We start from the raw sequence: 21,223 nt of genomic DNA on the forward strand, positions 1-21,223 counted from the left end.
CAATGGCTCTCAGTAAAGAAGCGCCGGAGTTTGACATCGACGATGAGGTTCTCCTTATGGAGTCCAGCATCGATACGGAATCGATGTCGAATTATGAAGGGTCTGCACCTTCAGTTCGCACCAAATCCAAGAACTCCACCGCGTTGAAGCAGCACAAGTACATTGACTACACGCGGGCGCTCGATGCGACCCAGCTGTACCTCAATGAAATCGGCTTTTCCCCTCTGCTGACTCCCGAAGAAGAAGTCCATTTTGCGCGCTTGTCGCAAAAGGGTGATCCGGCTGGGCGTAAGCGCATGATTGAGAGCAACCTGCGCCTGGTGGTGAAGATCGCCCGACGCTACGTCAATCGTGGCTTGTCCCTGTTGGACCTGATCGAGGAAGGCAACCTGGGCTTGATCCGGGCGGTGGAGAAGTTCGATCCCGAGCGGGGGTTCCGTTTTTCTACCTACGCTACCTGGTGGATTCGCCAGACCATCGAGCGGGCGATCATGAATCAGACCCGCACGATCCGTTTGCCGATCCATGTCGTCAAGGAGCTCAACGTCTACCTGCGGGCGGCGCGTGAGCTGACACAAAAACTCGATCATGAACCTTCGCCTGAAGAGATCGCCAACCTGCTGGAAAAGCCGGTAGGGGAGGTCAAGCGCATGCTCGGCCTGAACGAACGCGTGTCTTCGGTCGATGTCTCGCTGGGTCCGGATTCGGATAAAACCCTGCTGGACACCCTGACGGATGATCGTCCTACAGATCCTTGCGAGCTGTTGCAGGACGATGATCTTTCCCAAAGTATTGACCAGTGGTTATCGGAGCTTACGGACAAGCAGCGCGAGGTGGTAATTCGCCGCTTTGGCCTGCGCGGTCACGAGAGCAGTACCCTGGAGGATGTAGGCCTGGAAATCGGCCTGACCCGTGAACGGGTGCGGCAGATCCAGGTGGAGGGGCTCAAGCGCCTGCGTGAGATCCTTGAGAAGAATGGCTTGTCGAGTGAGTCGTTGTTTCAATAAGCGACGCAGTACCTGATGTGGGAGCGGGCTTGCTCGCGAATGCGAAGTGTCAGTCGAGATACGTAGAGACTGACTCACCGCATTCGCGAGCAAGCCCGCTCCCGCATTTTTTATGCCTGGCCATTGCATCGGCGGCAGCACCAAATGGCAGGCATAAAAAAACCCCGCTTTGAGGGCGGGGTTTTTTCGACTAAGTCAGTACAAGTTAGATAACTTGAACTTCTTCAGCTTGCATGCCTTTCTGACCGCGGGTAGCGATGAAAGAAACCTGTTGGCCTTCTTTCAGGCTTTTGAAGCCGTCGGATTGGATAGCTTTGAAGTGAACGAACAGGTCGTCACCGGATTGTGGAGTGATGAAGCCGAAGCCTTTTTCATCGTTGAACCACTTAACGGTACCAGTTTGGCGATTAGACATGGTGTATCTCCTTGGACAAAGTTAACTGCGACTCAGGAAATGCCCTGGCCGAGACTGAGTGCAAAGAGCAGGAAAAATTCTTGGAGATGGTTGGATCGAAATTCAACATATCGTGTAGAGATTCTCAGTGACACAAGCAACACAGTGACGTCACCTTAACCCTTTTTCTGGAACGTGCCAATGATATTTCCTTAGGTTTCTCTATTTTCGTGACTGGCGGTGGTATTTACGGTCACCTGCGGCGCCTACTCAGGCCCCAGTCCGGCTGGCATTGGCTTTATACAGGCCAGCACGTAAGGAAGGGCATCATCAAGAAAAGCCCCACGCCCTTTGAACCCTTAGGCCGGCCCCGGTAAGATGCCCAACAGAATTTTTCCACCTCGCTATTCAGGACACCCGCCATGAGCATCAAATCGGACAAGTGGATTCGCCGCATGGCGCAAGAGCACGGCATGATCGAGCCCTTCGTAGAGCGCCAGATGCGTGGCGAAGGCGCCGAACGCCTGATCTCGTACGGGGTTTCCAGCTATGGCTATGACGTGCGTTGCGCTGATGAATTCAAGGTGTTCACCAACATCAACTCGGCGACCGTCGATCCGAAAAACTTTGATGAAAAAAGCTTCGTCGACATCAAGAGCGACGTCTGCATCATCCCGCCGAACTCCTTCGCCCTGGCGCGCACCGTGGAGTTCTTCCGCATCCCGCGCGACGTATTGACCATCTGCCTGGGCAAAAGCACCTACGCGCGCTGCGGCATCATCGTCAACGTGACGCCGCTTGAGCCTGAGTGGGAAGGGCACGTCACCCTGGAGTTCTCTAACACCACCACCTTGCCGGCGAAGATCTACGCCAACGAAGGCGTGGCGCAGATGCTGTTCCTGCAGTCCGACGAGGCCTGCGAAGTGTCTTACAAGGACCGTGGAGGCAAGTACCAGGGCCAGCGGGGCGTTACTCTCCCACGCGCTTGATCGAAAGGTCTTACACGTAAAGGGAATTAGTCTGCGGGAATCGACTCTATTAGGTGTACAGCCTCGGCGTGTGTGAAACACGTCGGGCCATGCTTGAGGAGTGCTTTATGAAGATCGACCCGCGAATCAGCGCCGAACTCGCCCGGCTTGAGCCTAACCAGATTGGCGTTCTAGCCTGGTCCCTGATGGCCGACCCTGCTTATGCGGGCGGTATCCCTGGCCAACCTGATCCAGACTCTCCGCAGCCTGATGAGCCTAACGAGCCTGCTGGAGTTCCACCTCACGATGAGCCTCCACCCGTACCGGTGGCTTGAGCCTTGTGGCCAGCTCTCAACGAACTGGCCATACGTTCTGATCGGCTATTACGAAAACCTGCTCATCGTCGCTCGACGTCACTGAATACCCGCCGGTAAATGCGCCAAACGCTGGCAGCAGGCTGATTCGCCTGCCGATCCTGAAACACGCCAGGCGCAAGCTCTGTCGGCCTTTGCCCCGCAAGCGATACACCGGGTGCACATGCCCCGCCAATACATGGTGGCTGGCGTGGGCGTCGGGTTCGTGCTGCAGGGCAAACGGGCCCATCAGCAGGGGTTCCGCGACCACTTCGATCCGCAGGTCGGCAGGTGGGTCACCCGCGCGTTTATCGTGATTACCGCGAATCAACGTCATGGCCAGGTGGGGATGGCGCTCACGCCAGGCTCTGAGCGCACCCAGTGTGCCGCTGGCGTGTGAGCCTGGCCCATGGAGGAAGTCGCCTAGAAAGATCACCTGCTCACAGGCAAAGGTTGCCAGCAGGTGCTCCAGTTTTGTCAGGTTCTCTCGGGTCGTGCCTTGTGGCACCGGCTGGCCGAGGCTGCGATAAGCCGACGCCTTGCCAAAATGCGCATCGGCAATCAACAGGCACCGGCGTGCAGGCCAGTAGATCGCTTTGTCAGCCAACAGCCACAACTCTTCTTTCTCAAGCGTTATCGAGCAAACCATCAGCGCTTCCCGTTATCTGCGACCTTTTCCAGATCCTTGACCATCCGCGCAATACGCTCCGATAGCTTTTCCGAGCTCATGCTTTCGCGCATGCGCTCAACCAACAGGGGAAAGGCCAGGGGCGTTGGCCGTTCGATCCGGTACATGTCCAGTTCCAACTCGGACAGATGCAGCAACGTTTCTTCCAGTCGACGAATATCCAACTCATCACGCAGGACTTCTTCCCCCGCCTGGGTCAGCAGCAGGTTCTGCGGGTCATATTGCTTGAACACTTCGAAGAACAAACCGCTGGAGGCCTGCACCTGTCGCGTGCTTTTTGGTGCACCGGGATAACCGGCAAATACCAGCCCGGCGATGCGCGCGATCTCGCGAAAGCGGCGCAGGGCCAGTTCCCCGGCATTCAGGCTGGCCGCCACGTCCGTCAGCAGGTTTTGCGGGCTCAGCAAGGTCGGGGTGAGCAAGGCTGGCCAATCCAGCGGCGTTGCACTCAACAGTTCCAGCCCATAATCATTGACCGCAATCGAGAACGTCACCGGCTGTTGCCGGCTGACCCGCCACGCCAACAGGCTCGCCAAGCCCAGATGCACTTGGCGCCCGGCAAAGGGATAGAGAAATAGGTGCCAGCCCTCGCGTGACTTCAACGCCTCTGCCAGCAGGTGATTGCGTGTCGGCAGGCCCGACCAGCGCAGCTGTGTTTGCAGCAAGGGTTGTACCGCTTGCATTTCCGGCCCGTCGAAATGCCCGTGCGCCGCCGCATCGAAGCGCTCGATCACGGCTTGGGCCAGCTCATTGGAAAGCGGCATGCGCCCACCATTCCAGCGCGGTACCGCGGCTTTTTTGGCCGTGCTGCGTTTGACATAGGCGGTCATGTTTTCCACACGCACCAACTCCAGAAGCCGCCCGGCAAACAGGAAGCCATCCCCCGGTTTGAGCCGTGCAATAAAGCCTTCTTCAACGCTGCCCAGGTTCTTGCCGCCGCCGCCCTTGCTCCAGAACTTCAACTGGATGCTGGCGTCACTGACGATGGTCCCCACGCTCATACGATGCCGACGCGCCAGGCGCGCGTCCGGAACGCGCCAGATACCGTGCTCATCCGGCTCCACCCGGCGGTAATCCGGATACGCCGTCAGCGACAGCCCGCCATGGCGCACAAAGCCCAAGGCCCAGGCCCAGTCAGCATCGGTCAGGTTGCGGTAAGCCCAGGCGCCGCGTACTTCCGCCAACAAGGCGTGCGGCGTAAAGCCTCCGCCCAGGGCCATGCTCACCAGGTGCTGCACCAGCACATCCAAAGGCTTTTCAGGCGATTGGCGCGCTTCGATACGGCGTTTTGCAATCGCATCCTGCGCGGCGGCGGCTTCCACCAGCTCGAGGCTGTGGGTGGGCACCAGCGTTACCCGCGATGGCCTTCCCGGCGCATGGCCGGAGCGCCCGGCTCGCTGCATCAGGCGCGCCACGCCTTTGGCCGAGCCGATTTGCAGCACGCGTTCCACCGGCAAAAAGTCCACGCCCAGATCCAGGCTGGAGGTGCACACCACTGCTTTTAGCTGGCCGTCCTTCAAGGCTCGCTCTACCCAGTCACGGGTTTCCCGGGACAGCGAGCCGTGGTGCAGGGCAATCACACCGGCCCAATCCGGTCGGGCATCCAGCAGCGCCTGATACCAGATCTCCGACTGCGCCCGCGTGTTGGTAAACACAAGGCAACTGCTGCTGGTGTCGACTTCGGCGACCACTTGCGGGAGCATTTTCAGGCCGATATGCCCGGCCCAGGGAAAGCGTTCGGCAATGGGAGGCAAGAGGGTGTCGACCTTCAGTTGCTTAGCCGTCTGCCCCTGCACATTGATCCCGTTGCCTTGTGGGACCAACACCTCAAGCGCGTGTGCCTGATTGCCCAAAGTTGCCGAGATCCCCCACACCATTAATTCCGGATGCCAACGGCGCAACCGCGCCAGCGCCAGTTGCAGCTGCACGCCGCGCTTGTTGCCGATCAGTTCATGCCATTCGTCCACCACCACCATGCGCACATGCGCCAGGCTCGTTTCGCTGTCGGCGCGGGCGAGCATCAGGGTCAGGCTTTCCGGGGTAGTGACCAGCGCCGTGGGCTGACGTCGGGTCTGGCGTGCACGCTCGCTGCTGCTGGTATCGCCGGTGCGCAGGCCGACACTCCAGGGAATCTGCAAGGTTTCCAGCGGCGCTTCCAGGGCGCGCGCCGTATCGGCGGCCAGGGCGCGCATCGGCGTGATCCAGAGTACGGTCAGCGGCTGCGCGGGCACTTTGCGTTTGCCAGTGGCGGGCGGGCGCACCTTGGCGAAGCGGTTGAGCGCGGCGAACCACAATGCATAGGTTTTACCGGCGCCGGTGCTGGCGTGCAGCAACCCCGATTGACCCGCCTTGACGGCAGCCCAGACGTCTTTCTGGAAGGTAAACGGCTTCCAGCCCTTGGCGGCAAACCATGTCTTGGCGAAGTCGAGGGGTTTTGCCATGGGGGCAGGTGCTCTGGAGGCTCTAAGTCAAAGACCCTCCAGGTACTGCAAAGGTTTACTTCAAATTGCCACTCAAGAACTGCTGCAAGCGCTCGCTCTTCGGGTTGCCCAACACGTCTTCCGGCGCGCCTTGCTCTTCCACCAGGCCCTTGTGCAGGAACAGCACCTGGCTCGACACTTTGCGCGCAAAGCTCATCTCGTGGGTCACCATGATCATGGTGCGGCCTTCTTCGGCCAAGCCCTGAATCACCTTCAACACTTCGCCGACCAACTCCGGGTCGAGGGCCGAGGTGGGTTCGTCGAACAACATCACCTCGGGCTCCATGGCCAGGGCGCGAGCAATGGCTACCCGTTGCTGTTGGCCGCCGGACAGGAACGCCGGGTACTGATCGGCCACACGTGCCGGCAACCCCACTTTATCCAGGTAGCGACGGGCGCGGTCTTCGGCGTCCTTCTTGCTGCAGCCCAACACCCGGCGCGGGGCCATGGTGATGTTTTCCAGCACGCTCATGTGGCTCCACAGGTTGAAGTGTTGGAACACCATCGCCAAACGCGTGCGCAAGCGCTGCAGTTCGGCGTCGTCGGCCACGCGCATGCCGTGGCGGTCGCTGACCATACGGATCTGTTGACCGTCCAGGGTCATGGCCCCGTCATTGGGTGTTTCAAGGAAATTGATGCAGCGTAAAAAGGTGCTCTTGCCAGAGCCGCTGGCGCCGATCAGGCTGATCACGTCGCCGGTCCTGGCCTTGAGCGAGACACCTTTGAGCACTTCATTGTCGCCATAGCTTTTATGCAGGCCTTCAACAGTCAATTTGTACATGGAGCGTGCATCCTCAAGGCGAAAGTAGGTAGCCACTGCGGTAGGCCTCTGTGCCAGCGACATGGCTGATTACCATCCCGGCAGTGGCCATGCGCCGTAGCGAACGGGCGTAAAGCAGGCCGGCGCTTTTACAATGCACGGGTGTTACGCGGTCAGTAATGGGGTCGATGATTTCGGCGATCAGTTGCCCGGCTTCCAGATACTCACCGGGCAGGGCGGTGAACACCAGCAAGCCGCCGACTGGCGTGGCCACAGGCTCCACGCCCGCCAGCGGGGTGGCCGGGTAAGGCAGTTCGGGCAATGGCGCGATGTCGCCTTCAATCGCACCGAAGTGAATCAAGTAATCAATCATTGCCTGGCAGTCGAGGGCCGCCAGGCCGTGGTTGACGTCGCCCTGCCCACGCAGCTCGACGGTCACCGAGAAGCTGCCCATGGGAATTGGAAAGCGCTCGCTAAAACGTTGCTGCAACTGCCACCACACCAGGGTGAAACATTCATCGAAGGATTGCCCGCCGGAATCGGTGGCGAGCAGGTTGGCTTCCGAGCCGAGATAGCGCGCCAACGGCTCCACCTGCGGCCACGCTTCGGGTGTGGTGTACAGGTGCGCCACGGCCTCGAAGTCGCAATGCAGGTCGAGCACCATGTCGGCATCGCAGGCCAGGCGTTGCAGCACCAGGCGTTGGGAGTGCAGCTGTGTGTCGGCCGTCTGCGCGGCGAGCGCGTTGAACAGCGCGGTGCGGATCAGGTCGACGTTGTGCTGCGGATCGTCCCCGAGCAGATCCTCGACCCGGTCACCCACCTCTTCACTGAGGTCGACAAACCGGCGATTGAAGTTCTGCCCGCTTTCCAGTTCGTAGCGGCCCAGCGGAGTGTCCATCAACACTTGTTCCAGGCCTGCCGGATTGGCAATGGGCACCAGCACGATCTCGCTGCGCAGGCGGCCGGCCGCCTCCAACTGTGCCAGGCGCGCTTTCAGGTGCCAGGCCACCAGCATGCCCGGCAGTTCATCGGCATGCAGCGATGACTGGATGTAGATCTTGCCTTCAGCCTGTTCCGGGCCGAAGTGAAAGCTGTGAATCTGTCGCGCCGTGCCTGGCACCGGTGCGATCAGATCATGTACCTGATGTCGCATGACTGCTCCTACATGAAAACGGCTTAATGGCTTGGCCCCAGGAAGGCCAGCCAACGGCGCTCCGCGAGACGAAACAGGCCCACCAGGGCAAACGTCACCGTCAAGTAGATCAGCGCAGCGATACCGAACGATTGAAAGGTCATGTAGGTGGCCGAGTTGGCATCCCGGGCCACTTTGAGAATGTCGGGCACCGTTGCGGTGAAGGCCACCGTGGTCGAGTGCAACATCAGGATCACTTCATTGCTGTAGTACGGCAACGAGCGACGCAGGGCCGATGGCATGATCACGTAGGCATAAAGCTTCCAGCCGGTAAGACCATAGGCTTTGGCTGCTTCGACTTCGCCATGCGCCATGCTGCGGATCGCCCCGGCGAAAATCTCGGTGGTGTAGGCGCAGGTGTTGAGGGCGAAGGCGAGGATGGTGCAGTTCATTGCATCGCGAAAGAATGCATCCAGCACCGGTTGTGCCCGCACGGCGGCGATGCTGTAGATGCCGGTGTAGCAAATCAACAACTGGATATACAGCGGTGTGCCCCGAAACAAGTAGGTGTAGAACTGCACCGGCCAGCGCACCCAGCGCTTACGTGACACCCGGGCGATGGACAGCGGGATCGACACCACAAAACCGAACACCAGCGAGAGGCTCAGCAGCCACATTGTCATCGCGAGCCCGGTGATGTGCTGGCCGTCGCTATACAGGAAGGGCCGCCAGTATTGCTGCAGAAGTTCGATCATCGCACGGCCTCCCGGGACCCAGCGGAGTAGCGACGTTCAAGCCGACGCAGGACGAAGTTGGAGGCGCTGGTAATCAGCAGGTAGATCAACGCGGCAAGCACCAGGAAATAGAACAGTTGATAGGTACTTTTGCCCGCATCCTGTGCGGCCTTGACCAGGTCGGCCAGGCCGATGATCGACACCAGTGCCGTGGCCTTGAGCATCACCATCCAGTTATTGCCGATGCCCGGCAGGGCAAAGCGCATCATCTGCGGGAAGGTCACGTAGCGAAACCGCTGCCCGCGCTTGAGGCCATAAGCGGTCGCCGCTTCCAGTTGCCCGCGGGGCACGGCGAGGATTGCGCCGCGAAAGGTCTCGGTGAAGTAGGCACCGTAGATGAAGCCCAGGGTGATGACCCCGGCGCTGAATGGGTCGATCTCGATGTAGTCCCACTCCATGAAGTCGGTAAAGCCGGTCAGCCAGATTTGCAGGCTGTAGAAAATCAGCAGCATCAGCACCAGGTCGGGCACGCCACGGATCAGGGTGGTGTAGAGCTGGGCGGGAATGCGCAGCAGGCGCACGCTGGACAATTTGGCGCTGGCGCCGAGCAGGCCCAGCAGGACGCTGACGGCCAGGGAGGCGACCGACAGTTTTACGGTCATCCACGTACCTTGCAGCAACAGCGGGCCGAACCCCTTCAAACTGAAGGCACTCAGCCCCAGGGTTTGTAAAAGATCTTCAAACATGAATTCAGGACCTATGGCGATAAAAAAGCGCCCACCTGAAAACGGTGGGCGCCAGGGTGTTATTTACCGCTGTACAGGTTCAGATCGCCGAAGTGTTTCTTCTGAATGGTGGCGTAGGTGCCATCATCGTGTAACGCTTTGATACCTTTATCGAGAAGCGCCTTGAGCTCTTTGTTACCTTTTTTGATACCGACCGCAGTTTTGGATGGCAGCAGTGGGTCATCAATGGCCTTGCTGACTTCGTAGTCAGCGCCCGCCGGCGACTTCAGGAAGCCCAGTTCGGCTTGCAGCATGTCTTGTACCGACGCGTCGAGACGGCCGGAGGTCAGGTCGGCGTAGACCTGGTCCTGGTTGGCGTAGGCCTTGGTGGTGACACCGGCTTTGTCCAGTACCGCCTTGGCGTAGGCTTCCTGGATGGTGCCTTGCTCGTAGCCCACGGATTTGCCCTTGAGGGACTCAGGTGTGGAGTAGTTCGCGCCTTTCTTGAACACCAGCGACGTCGGGCCGGAGAACAGTTCACTGGAGAAGTCGATCGCCTTTTCACGGGCTTCAGTCACTGTCATGGAGGAAATCACGCCGTCGAACTTGTTGGCGTTGAGGCCTGGAATCATGCCGTCGAAGTCACTTTCAACCCACTTGCACTTCACTTTCAGCTCGGCGCAGATCGCATTGCCCAGGTCGATATCGAAGCCCACCAGGCTGCCGTCGGCGGCCTTGGATTCGAATGGCGCGTAGGACGGATCGACACCAAAACGCAATTCCTTGTATTCCTTGGCCAGCGCGGTACCTGCAGCCATGCACAGAGCCAGTGCAGAAAGGGTCAGCAATGCTTTTTTCATTATGTATTCCCTGGAAACCAAGATAAGCGCTTGTGGCGCGTTTAGGACTGTTACTGAACGGTGTCAGACGGATCACAAGTAGCAATTTCTGCACCATAGTTCCGAATGTAGTTCCGAATGATCGTTTTAAAAGGAAGGACAGGGGAGTTGTGAGTGTAGGAGATGCCCGAAAATGGGCACTGATTTTTCAGTGCACCATTTTGAGGCTTGTGCAGATAAAAACTGAGGTTGCCTGTCAGCTCAGCAAGTCCTGCAGAGTGACCAGCGTGTCCGCCTCGTCCACCGACTTATCCTGCCGCCACCGCAACATCCGGGGAAAACGCACCGCAATCCCGCTCTTGTGCCGTTTGGACAAGGCGATCCCCTCAAACCCCAGTTCAAACACCATGCTTGGCGTCACGCTGCTGACCGGGCCGAATTTCTCTACCGTGGTTTTGCGCACGATGGCGTCGACCTTGCGCATTTCTTCGTCGGTCAGCCCCGAATAGGCCTTGGCGAATGGCACCAGCGTGCGCTCTGTGCCTGGCGGGCCGTCCCACACCGCAAAGGTGTAGTCGCTGTAGAGGCTGGCACGCCGTCCGTGGCCGCGCTGGGCGTAGATCAACACTGCATCGACGCTGAACGGGTCGACTTTCCATTTCCACCACACGCCCATGTCCTTGGTGCGTCCCACGCCATACAAACCGTCACGCGCCTTGAGCATCATGCCTTCCACCCCGAGGCGGCGAGAGTCTTCTCGTTGCTTGGCCAATTCCGTCCAACACGTGGCCGTCAGCAATGGCGAGGGCAACAGCACGGGGCGGTTGCACTGGGCGATGACCTGCTCAAGTTGGGTACGCCGCTCGGCCTGGGTGTGGTTGCGCCAGTCGTGGCCCTGGTATTCGAGCAAGTCATAGGCGAGGACGGCGACCGGCGCGTCCTCGAGGACTTTTTTGCTCAGGGTTTTGCGCCCGATACGCTGTTGCAGCAGGGCAAAGGGTTGCACCGTGTCCTTCCACACCACGATTTCGCCGTCGATCACCGTGCCATCCGGCAGGCCGCCGGCCAAGCTGTTGAGCTCGGGAAAACGCTCGGTAACCAATTCTTCGCCACGGGACCAGATCCATAACCGGCCCTCACGCTTGACCAACTGCGCGCGGATGCCATCCCATTTCCACTCCACCTGCCAATCATCGGGCGAGCCGAGCAGCGCGTCGAATTGCTCCAGCGGTTGCGTCAGTCCGTGGGCGAGAAAAAACGGATAAGGCTGCCCGCCCCGTTGCGCGTGTTCATCGCTAGACTCGGCGGCGATCAGCTTGAGGTAGCCTTCGGCCGTCGGGCGGTTGGACAAGTCGGTATAGCCCACCAGGCGCTGGGCCACACGTTTGCTGTCCAGGCCGGCCATGGCGGCGAGGGCACGGGTGACCAGCAGCTTGGACACACCGACACGAAAGCTGCCGGTGATCAACTTGATGCACACCATCAAGCTCGGTTGATCCAGTTGCGCCCACAGTGCAGGCAGGCGCTCCATCAGTTCCAGGGGGGGCAGGCCGCGCAGCGGCAGGAGCTTGTCTTCAAGCCATGTCGCCAGGCCGTCCTGCGAGCTGTAAGCGTATTCGGGTAACAGCAAGGACACCGTCTCGGCCAGATCACCCACCGACTGGTAGCTCTCTTCGAATAACCAGGGCTCGATCCCTGATGTTTGCGTGGCCAAGTCCCGTAGCAGGCGTGTCGGCACCAGTTGCCGTGGCCGGCCGCCGGATAAAAAGTACACGGCCCATGCGGCATCCTCCGGCGGTGCCTGCAGAAAATAGGCTTGCAGCGCCGCGAGCTTGGCGTTGCTGGAAGTGGTGGCGTCGAGTTGGGTGTACAGCTCGGCGAAGGCTTTCATGCCGTGGCCTCTTCTTCGTCATCGCCGTATTCCGTGGTGAAACCTTGGGCATCCAGGCCTTTTTCCCTCAGGTGGCGCACCAACACGTCTACGGAACCGTGGGTGACCATCACCCGTTCGGCACCGGTTTGCTCGATCGCCCATAGCAGGCCGGGCCAGTCGGCGTGGTCCGACAACACAAAACCCCGATCGACACCCCGCCGCCGTCGGGTGCCGCGCAGGCGCATCCAGCCGCTGGCGAACGCATCGCTGTAGTCGCCGAAGCGGCGTATCCAGCTGCTGCCACCCGCGGAAGGCGGGGCGATGATCAGCGCCTGACGCAAGAGTGGGTCGGTCTTTTTGAAATCGCCGGCATACAGGGTCTCGGGAATATAGATGCCGGCCTCGCGGTACACCCGGTTCAACGGCTCGACCGCGCCATGGCTGAGGATCGGGCCGATGCCGGCGTCGATACCATGGAGAATGCGTTGCGCTTTGCCGAAGGAGTAACAGAACAACACGCTGGCCTTACCCGCTGCGATGTTGGCCTGCCACCAATCGTTGATCCCGGCAAAAATCTGCGCCTGAGGCTGCCAGCGGTAGATCGGCAGGCCAAAGGTGGATTCGGTGATGAAGGTGTGGCAACGCACCGGCTCAAAGGGCGCACAGGTGCCATCGGGTTCGACCTTGTAATCGCCGGACGCCACCCAGACTTCGCCTTGGTATTCCAAACGTACCTGGGCCGAGCCGAGCACGTGGCCGGCCGGGTGGAAACTCAAGGTCACGCCGTGGTGCACCAGTTGCTCACCGTAGGCGAGGGTTTGCAGATTGATGTCCTGGCCCAGCCGCGAGCGCAGGATGCCTTCGCCGGGTGCGGCAGCCAGATAATGCTGGTTACCGGTGCGGGCGTGGTCGCCGTGGGCGTGAGTGATGACGGAGCGCTCTACCGGGCGCCAGGGATCGATATAGAAGTCTCCGGCTGGGCAGTAGAGACCTTCGGGGCGGGCAATGACAAGGTCCATGGACGTGCCGGGGCAATGGGCTTATCAGGTAGGAGGCGGGGCACAGCACAGAAGTTCTATCTAAATGCAGACCGTCCCAACCGTGGGAGGGGGTTCTACACCCTCCCACGGTTGGAGCCGGTTTATTCCAGTTATTTTCCGGGAGTGAGGGTCAACCGGGTCTTGCCGTAGGCCTTGTCAAAGTTCTGCGGTTGCATCGGGAAGCTCAGGTATTGCGCCTTGAGCGACGCGTCGATGCCATTGGCATAGTTCGGGCTGGCCGGGTTGCCGGACTGGCCGATGCCGCCTTGACCCATCATCGGTTCCGCCTGGCCGAAGTCGACGATCATGCGCAGCGCCGGCACCTGGGTGGTGTTGAAGTCCTGCCCCCAGCTGTAGGGCGCCGGATTCAAGGTGTTGTGGTCGCCACCACTGGCAAGCGGGCCGCGAATCACCTGCCCATGGGTGTTTTTCCACGTGGTGCTGTGCAACTTGCCCCATTGCCAGGCTTTGTGATCGCCACCCAGCAGGCTGTCACCGCTGCTGATCGCGGCGGCGAGGCTGCGGGCGAGAATCGCCGGCTTGTCTTCTTTTTGCGGCGTGCGGGTGTCATCCCAGAACGGGCTGTCTTCGCGGCCCAGCAAGTGATCGGCCGTGGCCGAGTAAGACAGGCCGGCATTGCTGACAAAGGCTTTCCAGGTGGCGCTGTTTTCCGGGCCGAGCTTGTCGAGGAAGATCTGCCTGGCGCTTTCCTGCAGGAACAATTCATAGATCGCCGCGTCGGCGGAACTGGCCGTGAGGCGACCATCGAAGGCCATCAGGCGGTCCAGCGCCTCGCGCGCCTTGGCCCGCTCGGCGGCGGGTAGCGCGTCAATCGCCTGCTTCAGTGGCTGGGCCATGCCCGGCGCCTGGAACATGGTCTTGAGCTTGGCGGCGAAGGTGGTGGTCTGGTCGTACTGCATGGCGATCATGCTGCGGCTGTCATGCTTGCCGGCGTTGGCCAGTTGCGCCAGGCGCTCGCTGCGTTCCGGCGCATCCCACGAGTTGGACAATTGCATGCCATAGCCGCGGGGCGCGGTGCGCTGGTTGGCGGTGCCAATCCAGCCTTGGAGCGGATCTTGATCATAAGGGTGCAGCATCGCATCGGCGTAGCCGTCCCAGTCAAAGCGCGCATCCCAGCCCGGTGAAGGCAGCAGGCCTTCGCCTTCGCGACGGTTGGGGAAGCGGCCAGTGACTTGCCAGCCAATATTGCTGGCGTCGGCGAAGATCATGTTCAGCGCAATCGCGCGAATCTCCCGGGTGGCGTCCGAGGCCTTGCCGGCGTTCTGTGCACGGGACAGGTCGAAGAACGCATCCAGGCTCTTGTCGTCCTTGAGGTCGGCGGTCTGCAGGGCCAGCCCGAAACCACTGGTGAGCGCCTGGCTGCTGTTGAGCAGGGCGCCGTGACGAGTTTCATACACCACTTCGCGAATCGGCCGCTGGCCCTTGGCGAAGAAGGTTTCGTTGCGCACGCCTGCGGGCAGCCATTTGCCGTTGCTCTCGTAGTACAACGCGCTGCCTTGGCGTTTGACCTTCTCCAGGAACAGGTCCTGGGTATCGCCTTTCACCGCGCTCATGCTCCACGCGACTTTGCCGTTGAAGCCCGACAGCAGCGATGGCAGGCCGGCGATCGAGGCGCCCACGGCCTGGTATTTCGGCGCGCGGATCTGCACGTAGCTCCAGGCCGATGGCGCTTGTGGCTGGGCCGCCAGGTCGCTTGCCAGCAGACTTTTGCCGCTGCGGCTGCGCTGGGGGGCGATAGCCCAGTTGTTGGATGTGGTGACGGCCAGCGCATTCAAGCTGCCCAGTTGCTGGCTGACCGCGTCCAACCCGGCGAGGCCGGTGATCTGGCTCAGGTTCAGCCCCTTGAGTTTCTCGGCTTCTGCGGTCGGAATGGCTTCATCCGGCGCGCTTGGGGTGAGCCAGGCCAGCTTGTCGACGCCGACTTTCTGCGCCAGCACCAGGGACGATAGTTCTTCCTGAAGGTTGCTCGATTCGCTGAAATTCAGCAGGCAGAACAACAGCGCCGAATCTTCCGGCTTCCAGTACTCGGGCTTGTAACCGGTCTGCGCCAGGTCCGGCGGCAGCTTGTCGCGGTAGCGGAACAGGTAGGCGTTGACGCCGCGGGCGTACACCTCAAAGAAGCGCTTGAGGCGGGGCGATGAGGCGTTGTATAGCTCACCGGCGCTTTTTTTCAGGTTGACCGCACGCATGAAACGGTCGACATCCAGTACTTCAGGGCCGGACATTTCCGCCAGACGGCCCTGGGCCAGCAGGCGCAAGGTCACCATCTGCGTGATGCGATCGCCGGCGTGCACGTAGCCCAGGCTGAACAGCGCGTCATGAAAGGTGTTGCTTTCGATCAGCGGCATGCCTTGGGCATTGCGGCGTACCGACACATTCTGCGCGAGGCCCTTGAGCGGCTGCACACCGGCAGCCGGGGGCAGGGTGTCCTGGGTGCTCTGGAGCTGGCAACCGGCCAGGCTCAAGGCACTGGCCACTGCCGCGGCAACGCCGAACCGGGGAAGAAAATGTGAGAGGGCTGGCGAGGCCATGGCAAAGCTCCTGCGGGGGGTAGCGTCAGTAAAGGCGCTACGTTAGTGAGCGCGGCGAAACGACGCAAGCGGGAGTTTTGGTAAAGCGTGAGATCTTGAAACTTGCACAGTGTCGTCTGTAGGAGCGAGCTTGCTCGCTCCTACCAAAAAGCCTTGACTGACTGGCATCAGGGCAGGGGGCTGGCTTGCGGTAGAGGGGGTTCAGTCAATGACTCTGTGACTGATTCACCCCCTGCCGGGCTTAAGTCCCCACCCACCTTTTGAGCGTGGATGGTTTCAAGTCATGCCGTGGGCGGGTTCACTTTCTGTACCAGCTCATAGGCCCTGACCGTCGCGGGCCGTGCCTTGATGCTGTTGAACCAGCGCTGCACGTGGGGGAAATCTTCCAGGCGCTGGCTTTGCCGCTGGTAGGAAGCGATCCACGGGTAGATCGCCATGTCGGCGATGCTGTAGTCCTCTCCCGCCACAAAAGTACGGTCGGCCAGACGCCGGTCCAGCACGCCATACAGGCGGGCGGTTTCATCCACATAGCGCTTGATCGCGTAGGGGATTTTCTCCGCTGCGAACTGGCTGAAATGATGATTCTGCCCAGCCATCGGCCCCAGCCCACCCATTTGCCAGAATAACCACTGCAACGTTTCCTGACGGCCGCGCAGGTCTTTGGGAATGAACTGACCGGTTTTTTCCGCGAGGTACAGCAGGATGGCACCCGATTCGAACAGCGAAATCGGCGCGCCACCGTCGGTCGGGTTGTGGTCGACGATAGCGGGGATGCGGTTGTTGGGAGCGATCTTCAGGAAGTCCGGCTTGAACTGCTCGCCCTGGCCGATATTGATCGGATGCACCTTGTAGGGCAGGCCCGCTTCTTCCAGGAACAGCGATACTTTGTGACCGTTGGGGGTAGTCCAGTAGTACAGGTCGATCATGAAGCTCTCCAAAGTGGGTGATGCTTGAGCGGATGCCTGTAGGTATAGGTAATGTTCGGCGTACGAAAACTCAATGAAACATTTGCGCATACCCTTAGAAGCTTTTCATACCGCTCTGTCCACCACTCCCTGTAACGACTGCAGCGAACACCTTTCAATACGCGCCTGCACGCCATACACCTCGGCGAACATCAGCGGGTCCCATACGTTATCCGCTGTGCCACTGGCCTATAACCATCCCTGGCGGAGCAGGGCGATAGGGTCGGCAAAGCGTGCGGCGAGGTTGATGTCGTGCGCACCATCATCGGTGGGCCGGGAATTCCCCAGGAGCAGTTGGAACAGGTGACGGAGCCGTTCTACCGCGTGGAGGGTTCACGCAATGCCGAGACTGGCGGGTATGGGCTGGGTTTGAGTATTGCGCACACGATTGCCCGGGCGCATGAGGGGCGGTTGAGATTGAGTCATCGCGAGGGTGGGGAGCTTGAGGTGCAACTGCAGCTTCAACGCAAATCCTGAGTGGGGGAATGCGATTGAAAATGCAGGAGGGCGCTTGCGCCCGATTACCGGGTGACAGCCACCGCATCGGGTGGCTGACGTACCGCAGCCGGGAGCAGGCCACCCCCCTGCATTGGGTTTTCAGCGCTGCTCAAACGGTGTCAGGTGGCTTACGCCCCGTGGCACTTCTTGAATTTCTTCGCACTGCCGCACGGGCAAGGGTCGTTCCGACCAACGTCCTTCAAGGCGTTGCGCACCGGCTCCTGGTGGGCATGGCCGCAGTTCGGACCGTGGACATGGCCGTGGTCGTGATCATGGTGATCGTGGTCGTGGTTGCAGTCAGGACCATGGACATGGGGTTGCTGGGTCATCGATGTCGCTCCGGAATAAAATCGCCGGGGATTATCTCGCCATTGTGGGCGACCTGCACGTCATTACCGATGAATAATCCGGTTTTCAGCTCACCCTCAAGCCGATAGGGCACGGGCTTGGTAGGGTTTTTCAACATTTGCACCACATCACGAATCTGTGGCCAGAGGTTGGTGCGCACCGTCACCCGGAAAAAACCGTGGCTGCGCGGCGGTACCGTCAGCCATTCGTTGGACTCGCCTTCGGTCAGCACGAAGTCGCCCAGGCTGACCTTGTAGATCAGGCCGCGTACCGTCAGGTCGGCGTCGTCGCGGTTATCCACGCGAAAGTACAGTTTGAATTTCTGTTCCAGCAGCTTGGCGCGCACCACTTCGACTTTTACCAGGGCTACGTGGGGCGGTGGTGAGTCGTCCTCGAACCAGGAGGCACAGCCGGTGAGACCCAGGGTTAACGCCAGCAACAAGCTGCAGATCCGAAACATGGCGTTATCCCTGTCAGGTGATTAGAGGTAGCTGGAACAGCACTTCTTGAACTTCTGTCCGCTGCCGCACAAACATACATCATTACGCCCGGCCTTCACCTCAACTGTCGGGTCGATGAAGTACCAGCGCCCCTCGTTCTGTACGAAAGAGGACTGCTCACGGTGACTGTGTTCGCCATTGCTGTCATGCCAGCGTGCGGTAAAGGTCACGAAGGCGTGTTCCGGCTGGCCGCCAAAGACCTCGGAGTTTTCCACTTCGAGGCCCAGCCAGGTGCTCTGGGCACTCCAGGCGGCGATGGCCGCGCGGTCCAGGCCGGCTTGTTGCGCAGGCAGGGTGGTCGCAACCAGATAGTCCACCAGGCCCAGCACATAGGCGCTGTAGCGCGAGCGCATCAGCGCGGTGGCACAGGGCGCCGGATGGCCGGCGTGATAATGGCCGCAGCAGGCATCCAGAAGGTTGCCGCTGCCGCAAGGGCAAATGGATGTGCTCATGACGTTACCACCAGTACTTTCCGAAGTTTTCCGGGTTGGCCCAGAAGCGGGCGTTGAGCCAGTCCGGCACCTGTTTATAGTCAAGCAGATCATAGGTGAACAGCGTCAGTTCCTGCTCGTCGCGCTGGAACCGTTCGCCGGCCTGCAGGGCCAGGGAGAAAAAGTCGGTTTCTTTCCAGCCGCAGACGCTCAGGTCCGCCAGCACCGCAATACGGCTGGCATTGAGGTTGCGAATGCCACCGAGCAAGGTCAGGCCTTGCGGTTTTGACAGGTGCTCCAGGCAGTCAACCACCAGGGCCAGGTCAAACCGTTGCGCCGCCAGTTCTTCCGGCAATGGCCCTGGAGCGGCGCAGAATACCTGCGTATCAGGATGCGCCTGCTTGAAGGCGTCCAGCGCCGGGAACTGACTGGCCCCCAATAGCAACAGGCGTTTTGGAGCATGAAGGTCAAGCAGGGCGGCCAACGCTTGCTGGGGAGTACGGGAAGAAATACCGGCAGTCATCAGAGATCCTCACATCAGGACTGTAGAGACTAGCGCGGCTGAGCGTGCGGGCCTAGAGCGGGTGGGGGCTGAAACCCCTGAAAGTGCGGTGATCTTCAATGAATACGGGGGTGCGACGTACTGGCGCAGATGAAAAGAGCCGTCTTTACTCCACCCATCGGCCCCCGCCGATCCCCTCAGGAGAAATCAGATGAGCATCATGCGGACAGCTCTACCCTTGGTTCTGCTAACCGGAGTATTGACAGGGTGCGCAGGCTTGCAGAAAACCGATTGGCCCACGTGTGCCGCCGTCGGCGGTGTGACGGGTGCGGCGATCGGTGCGACGCAAAGTTCGACCTACGCAGGCTACGGTGCCCTGCTGGTTGGCGGCATGGCGGGAGCCTATTGCTGGGTACACGGCGACGGTGATGAAGATGGCGATGGGGTGCCGGACAGCCGCGACAAATGCCCGGGAACACCTAAAGGTGTGAAGGTCGATGCCAATGGTTGCCCACCTGTCGCGCAGCCGGCCGTGGTGGAAGAGGTGGTCGTCGTCAAGGAAGAAACCATCGTGATCCGTGATGTGCACTTCCAGTTCGATTCGGCCAAGCTGACCGCTGCGGACAAAACCAAGCTCGATCTCATTGCCACTCGCCTGAAAAAAGAAGCCCCCGGTGCGCAACTGCGCGTCAGCGGGCATACCGATAGCGTCGGCAAAGATGCCTACAACCAGAAACTCTCGGATAAACGCGCCCACTCGGTGGTTGAGTACCTGATCAGCCAGGGCGTGCCTCGCGGTAATTTCGTGTCGGTGACCGGTGCCGGTGAAAGCCATCCGGTGGCCGATAACAAAACCGCTGAAGGCCGCGCTTTGAACCGTCGCGTGGAAATCCAGATCAACCGCTGACGGCCCTTGCCCCTGTGGATACCACAGGGGCTTCTCTGGCGATCTTCGCCGAAATCACGGCTTTTTTTATCCTTCACTGGCTTATCGCCTGTGGAAGTCGTTACTGTGCGTGCGTCCATGCACAAAATAAGAAGGCCATTCATGCGTAAGGTTTTTCTGTTGGCCCTGTTGGCCAGCCCCATTGCTCTGGCCCAGAGCGTCAGCGTCGAAACCAATTCATTGATGCGTTTGCCCAGCAGCACCAGCGTTTTACAGCTGGAACGCCTGGATGTGGCGGACTACGGCACGCTGTTGATTCCGGCCACTATCAGCCAGGTCTCGGTGGATGAGCTGCATCTGGGGCGTGACGCGCGTATCGCTATCGCACCGGGAAGCACCGGGCTGCAATTGCAGGTGCGCCATGCGCAACTGGAGCATGGCAGCCAGATCACGTCCCGTGGTGCCCCCGGCACCCATGAGCGTCCTGCCAAGGCGGGGCGTGACCTGACCTTGCGCATCAATGCCTTGACCGCCGACGAATTGTCGGTGGATGCCCGTGGTGGCGCCGGAGCCCAAGGCTATGTCGGCCTGGATGGCGCCAACGGCGTGGATCCGGGTTGCACTTGGGGTTCGGCCGGGCGTGGAGCCAATGGTGATAACGGTGGCGACGGCCTGCCGGGGGCGGCAGGTGCGCAGGTGCGTGTTGAGCTGCCGCAAAGCTACCCGGCGGAACAGATCAAGGTCTGGGTGGATGGCGGTGCTGGCGGTGCGGCCGGTACGGCAGGCAAACCCGGCAAAGGTGGGCAATCCAAAGGCTGCCTGGTGTACCGCGCCGAAGGCGGCGAGAAGGGCCGTCCAGGTTTGGAAGGCCAACCGGGGCCGGCTGGGCCCGCCGGTTCTGTGACCATCCAACGCCTGTAATGGTGTAGTGAGCGGGGTTGCCCCGCGCTGGGTGGCGAAGTCGCCCCAGCACAGACGCCGCGGTGTTTCAGTACGCTCGAGGTGCCCGGGTTTGGGGCCGCCAGGCATCCCCGCGCGGAGCAAGCCTGCTCACTGGAACATCGGCCGGGCCGAAGCAATCGCCACCACCACCAACCCCACTATCAGGTTGATGCCCACCAGCCTGCGGATCCGCCCCAGAACCGCTGCGCCCGCCGGCCAGTCCTCAGCGGCCACCGCCGCGCGCAATGCCGGGAACTTCAACGCCTGAATGCGGATGAACAGTGCCGTCATCACCAGGTACAGCCCCATCATTACCTGCACATAACGCGGCGCCGTCTCAAAACCACTGAAGCGCAATTGCAGCAGGCCGACACCGCTGATCGGCAAAATCAGCACCGCGACCCACACCCACACAAAAAAACGTTGAAACACATTTGCCCACAGCTTGAGCCGTGCGGGGCCCTCAAGTGCCGCCATGGCGGCGGGGCGCAGGATCATCCAGGCGAAAAACATGCCGCCGACCCAGATCAGGGCGGCCAGTACATGCAGGGTATAGGTGAGGCTGAATACGGTCATTGTGGTTCTCCGTTCTGCGCGGGATTAATT

22 protein-coding genes and 2 pseudogenes are annotated in these 21,223 nt (G+C 60.5%); 6 read left to right on the forward strand and 18 right to left on the reverse strand.

Annotated features, from left to right (window positions below; translation table 11 throughout):
• Nucleotides 1-2 precede the first annotated feature (2 nt).
• Complete coding sequence (rpoS, locus tag M5B97_RS08225; RefSeq protein ID WP_123714912.1) at nt 3-1,007, forward strand: RNA polymerase sigma factor RpoS; 1,005 nt, start codon at nt 3-5, stop codon at nt 1,005-1,007.
• A 205-nt stretch (nt 1,008-1,212) separates the two neighbouring features.
• Here rpoS and M5B97_RS08230 read toward each other — a convergent pair whose 3' ends face one another.
• A complete protein-coding gene (locus M5B97_RS08230; RefSeq protein ID WP_002554837.1) occupies nt 1,213-1,422 on the reverse strand; it encodes a cold-shock protein in 210 nt (69 codons plus the stop codon).
• 401 nt (nt 1,423-1,823) lie between these two features.
• Here M5B97_RS08230 and dcd point away from each other — a divergent pair, with 401 nt between their 5' ends.
• Nucleotides 1,824-2,390: a dCTP deaminase gene (dcd, locus tag M5B97_RS08235; protein WP_016973172.1), complete on the forward strand. Its 567-nt coding sequence runs from the start codon at nt 1,824-1,826 to the stop codon at nt 2,388-2,390.
• Between the two features lie 107 nt (nt 2,391-2,497).
• On the forward strand, nt 2,498-2,704 hold the full coding sequence (locus tag M5B97_RS08240) for a hypothetical protein (protein WP_060754062.1): 207 nt from the start codon (nt 2,498-2,500) through the stop codon (nt 2,702-2,704).
• A 16-nt stretch (nt 2,705-2,720) separates the two neighbouring features.
• On the opposite strand, the gene pdeM is transcribed toward M5B97_RS08240, so the two are convergent.
• The 12 genes and pseudogenes from pdeM to M5B97_RS08300 all read right to left on the reverse strand — a co-directional run.
• On the reverse strand, nt 2,721-3,371 hold the full coding sequence (gene pdeM / locus M5B97_RS08245) for a ligase-associated DNA damage response endonuclease PdeM (RefSeq protein WP_248731222.1): 651 nt from the start codon (nt 3,369-3,371) through the stop codon (nt 2,721-2,723).
• Nucleotides 3,371-5,851 (reverse strand): ligase-associated DNA damage response DEXH box helicase, encoded by a 2,481-nt coding sequence (locus tag M5B97_RS08250; RefSeq protein WP_248731223.1) that lies wholly within the window; start codon nt 5,849-5,851, stop codon nt 3,371-3,373. The genes pdeM and M5B97_RS08250 overlap by 1 nt, the downstream gene beginning before the upstream one ends.
• 55 nt (nt 5,852-5,906) lie before the next feature.
• Nucleotides 5,907-6,671 (reverse strand): ATP-binding cassette domain-containing protein, encoded by a 765-nt coding sequence (locus M5B97_RS08255; RefSeq protein WP_123714915.1) that lies wholly within the window; start codon nt 6,669-6,671, stop codon nt 5,907-5,909.
• A 13-nt stretch (nt 6,672-6,684) separates the two neighbouring features.
• Nucleotides 6,685-7,803, reverse strand: coding sequence for a succinylglutamate desuccinylase/aspartoacylase family protein (locus M5B97_RS08260; protein WP_248731224.1), 1,119 nt, complete (start codon nt 7,801-7,803; stop codon nt 6,685-6,687).
• 23 nt (nt 7,804-7,826) lie between these two features.
• Nucleotides 7,827-8,537 carry an ABC transporter permease gene (locus M5B97_RS08265; protein WP_123714917.1) on the reverse strand — a complete coding sequence of 237 codons (711 nt, stop codon included), beginning with the start codon at nt 8,535-8,537 and terminating at the stop codon, nt 7,827-7,829.
• Complete coding sequence (locus M5B97_RS08270) at nt 8,534-9,262, reverse strand: ABC transporter permease (protein ID WP_060754068.1); 729 nt, start codon at nt 9,260-9,262, stop codon at nt 8,534-8,536. Before M5B97_RS08270 ends, M5B97_RS08265 begins: the two co-directional genes overlap by 4 nt.
• 59 nt (nt 9,263-9,321) lie before the next feature.
• Entirely contained in the window at nt 9,322-10,101 is a 780-nt protein-coding gene (locus M5B97_RS08275; protein WP_123714918.1) for a transporter substrate-binding domain-containing protein, read from the reverse strand.
• Nucleotides 10,102-10,336: 235 nt separating this feature from the next.
• The gene (locus M5B97_RS08280; RefSeq protein WP_248731225.1) at nt 10,337-11,971 is read right to left on the reverse strand and encodes an ATP-dependent DNA ligase; all 1,635 of its coding nucleotides are present in this window, start codon (nt 11,969-11,971) and stop codon (nt 10,337-10,339) included.
• On the reverse strand, nt 11,968-12,972 hold the full coding sequence (locus tag M5B97_RS08285) for a ligase-associated DNA damage response exonuclease (protein ID WP_134658089.1): 1,005 nt from the start codon (nt 12,970-12,972) through the stop codon (nt 11,968-11,970). The genes M5B97_RS08280 and M5B97_RS08285 overlap by 4 nt, the downstream gene beginning before the upstream one ends.
• A 131-nt stretch (nt 12,973-13,103) precedes the next feature.
• A complete protein-coding gene (locus M5B97_RS08290) occupies nt 13,104-15,545 on the reverse strand; it encodes a penicillin acylase family protein (RefSeq protein ID WP_248731226.1) in 2,442 nt (813 codons plus the stop codon).
• A 281-nt stretch (nt 15,546-15,826) separates the two neighbouring features.
• Entirely contained in the window at nt 15,827-16,471 is a 645-nt protein-coding gene (locus M5B97_RS08295) for a glutathione binding-like protein (RefSeq protein ID WP_123714922.1), read from the reverse strand.
• A 105-nt stretch (nt 16,472-16,576) separates the two neighbouring features.
• Nucleotides 16,577-16,765: pseudogene (locus M5B97_RS08300) on the reverse strand (ABC transporter ATP-binding protein); the annotation flags it as partial.
• Between M5B97_RS08300 and M5B97_RS08305 the strand changes: the two are divergent.
• Nucleotides 16,763-16,987, forward strand: a pseudogene (locus M5B97_RS08305) (ATP-binding protein); the annotation flags it as partial. The pseudogenes M5B97_RS08300 and M5B97_RS08305 overlap by 3 nt on opposite strands.
• Before the next feature lie 149 nt (nt 16,988-17,136).
• Here M5B97_RS08305 and M5B97_RS08310 read toward each other — a convergent pair.
• The 4 genes from M5B97_RS08310 to M5B97_RS08325 are packed head-to-tail and all read right to left on the reverse strand — an operon-like array spanning nt 17,137 to nt 18,810.
• Nucleotides 17,137-17,337: an SEC-C metal-binding domain-containing protein gene (locus tag M5B97_RS08310; RefSeq protein ID WP_026136698.1), complete on the reverse strand. Its 201-nt coding sequence runs from the start codon at nt 17,335-17,337 to the stop codon at nt 17,137-17,139.
• Nucleotides 17,334-17,816, reverse strand: a complete 483-nt coding sequence (locus M5B97_RS08315) for an LEA type 2 family protein (protein ID WP_134658083.1) — start codon at nt 17,814-17,816, stop codon at nt 17,334-17,336. Before M5B97_RS08315 ends, M5B97_RS08310 begins: the two co-directional genes overlap by 4 nt.
• A gap of 21 nt (nt 17,817-17,837) precedes the next feature.
• Entirely contained in the window at nt 17,838-18,308 is a 471-nt protein-coding gene (locus M5B97_RS08320; protein ID WP_123714924.1) for a YchJ family protein, read from the reverse strand.
• Nucleotides 18,309-18,312: 4 nt separating this feature from the next.
• Nucleotides 18,313-18,810, reverse strand: a complete 498-nt coding sequence (locus M5B97_RS08325; RefSeq protein ID WP_248731227.1) for a DUF6231 family protein — start codon at nt 18,808-18,810, stop codon at nt 18,313-18,315.
• Nucleotides 18,811-19,000: 190 nt separating this feature from the next.
• On the opposite strand from M5B97_RS08325, the gene M5B97_RS08330 reads away from it, so the two are divergent.
• Both M5B97_RS08330 and M5B97_RS08335 read left to right on the forward strand, forming a co-directional pair.
• On the forward strand, nt 19,001-19,696 hold the full coding sequence (locus M5B97_RS08330) for an OmpA family protein (protein ID WP_134658079.1): 696 nt from the start codon (nt 19,001-19,003) through the stop codon (nt 19,694-19,696).
• Nucleotides 19,697-19,837: 141 nt separating this feature from the next.
• Nucleotides 19,838-20,596 (forward strand): collagen-like protein, encoded by a 759-nt coding sequence (locus M5B97_RS08335; protein WP_123714926.1) that lies wholly within the window; start codon nt 19,838-19,840, stop codon nt 20,594-20,596.
• A 129-nt stretch (nt 20,597-20,725) separates the two neighbouring features.
• Here M5B97_RS08335 and M5B97_RS08340 read toward each other — a convergent pair whose 3' ends face one another.
• The gene (locus M5B97_RS08340; protein WP_248731228.1) at nt 20,726-21,193 is read right to left on the reverse strand and encodes a CopD family protein; all 468 of its coding nucleotides are present in this window, start codon (nt 21,191-21,193) and stop codon (nt 20,726-20,728) included.
• Nucleotides 21,194-21,223: the final 30 nt, after the last annotated feature.

The organism is Pseudomonas sp. MWU13-2517 (assembly GCF_023242545.1).
In the GTDB taxonomy this organism is placed as follows: domain Bacteria; phylum Pseudomonadota; class Gammaproteobacteria; order Pseudomonadales; family Pseudomonadaceae; genus Aquipseudomonas.

Excerpts from the sequence above, each read along its gene's own strand:
- M5B97_RS08240 (WP_060754062.1), top strand. The coding sequence starts at position 2,498 with ATGAAGATCGACCCGCGAATCAGCGCCGAACTCGCCCGGCTTGAGCCT.
- M5B97_RS08325 (WP_248731227.1), bottom strand. The coding sequence starts at position 18,810 with ATGACTGCCGGTATTTCTTCCCGTACTCCCCAGCAAGCGTTGGCCGCC.
- M5B97_RS08335 (WP_123714926.1), top strand. The coding sequence starts at position 19,838 with ATGCGTAAGGTTTTTCTGTTGGCCCTGTTGGCCAGCCCCATTGCTCTG.
- M5B97_RS08230 (WP_002554837.1), bottom strand. The coding sequence starts at position 1,422 with ATGTCTAATCGCCAAACTGGTACCGTTAAGTGGTTCAACGATGAAAAA.
- M5B97_RS08285 (WP_134658089.1), bottom strand. The coding sequence starts at position 12,972 with ATGGACCTTGTCATTGCCCGCCCCGAAGGTCTCTACTGCCCAGCCGGA.
- M5B97_RS08250 (WP_248731223.1), bottom strand. The coding sequence starts at position 5,851 with ATGGCAAAACCCCTCGACTTCGCCAAGACATGGTTTGCCGCCAAGGGC.
- M5B97_RS08265 (WP_123714917.1), bottom strand. The coding sequence starts at position 8,537 with ATGATCGAACTTCTGCAGCAATACTGGCGGCCCTTCCTGTATAGCGAC.
- M5B97_RS08270 (WP_060754068.1), bottom strand. The coding sequence starts at position 9,262 with ATGTTTGAAGATCTTTTACAAACCCTGGGGCTGAGTGCCTTCAGTTTG.
- M5B97_RS08275 (WP_123714918.1), bottom strand. The coding sequence starts at position 10,101 with ATGAAAAAAGCATTGCTGACCCTTTCTGCACTGGCTCTGTGCATGGCT.
- M5B97_RS08310 (WP_026136698.1), bottom strand. The coding sequence starts at position 17,337 with ATGACCCAGCAACCCCATGTCCATGGTCCTGACTGCAACCACGACCAC.
- M5B97_RS08340 (WP_248731228.1), bottom strand. The coding sequence starts at position 21,193 with ATGACCGTATTCAGCCTCACCTATACCCTGCATGTACTGGCCGCCCTG.
- M5B97_RS08260 (WP_248731224.1), bottom strand. The coding sequence starts at position 7,803 with ATGCGACATCAGGTACATGATCTGATCGCACCGGTGCCAGGCACGGCG.
- M5B97_RS08295 (WP_123714922.1), bottom strand. The coding sequence starts at position 16,471 with ATGATCGACCTGTACTACTGGACTACCCCCAACGGTCACAAAGTATCG.
- M5B97_RS08320 (WP_123714924.1), bottom strand. The coding sequence starts at position 18,308 with ATGAGCACATCCATTTGCCCTTGCGGCAGCGGCAACCTTCTGGATGCC.
- pdeM (WP_248731222.1), bottom strand. The coding sequence starts at position 3,371 with ATGGTTTGCTCGATAACGCTTGAGAAAGAAGAGTTGTGGCTGTTGGCT.
- M5B97_RS08290 (WP_248731226.1), bottom strand. The coding sequence starts at position 15,545 with ATGGCCTCGCCAGCCCTCTCACATTTTCTTCCCCGGTTCGGCGTTGCC.
- M5B97_RS08255 (WP_123714915.1), bottom strand. The coding sequence starts at position 6,671 with ATGTACAAATTGACTGTTGAAGGCCTGCATAAAAGCTATGGCGACAAT.
- M5B97_RS08330 (WP_134658079.1), top strand. The coding sequence starts at position 19,001 with ATGAGCATCATGCGGACAGCTCTACCCTTGGTTCTGCTAACCGGAGTA.
- dcd (WP_016973172.1), top strand. The coding sequence starts at position 1,824 with ATGAGCATCAAATCGGACAAGTGGATTCGCCGCATGGCGCAAGAGCAC.
- M5B97_RS08315 (WP_134658083.1), bottom strand. The coding sequence starts at position 17,816 with ATGTTTCGGATCTGCAGCTTGTTGCTGGCGTTAACCCTGGGTCTCACC.
- M5B97_RS08280 (WP_248731225.1), bottom strand. The coding sequence starts at position 11,971 with ATGAAAGCCTTCGCCGAGCTGTACACCCAACTCGACGCCACCACTTCC.
- rpoS (WP_123714912.1), top strand. The coding sequence starts at position 3 with ATGGCTCTCAGTAAAGAAGCGCCGGAGTTTGACATCGACGATGAGGTT.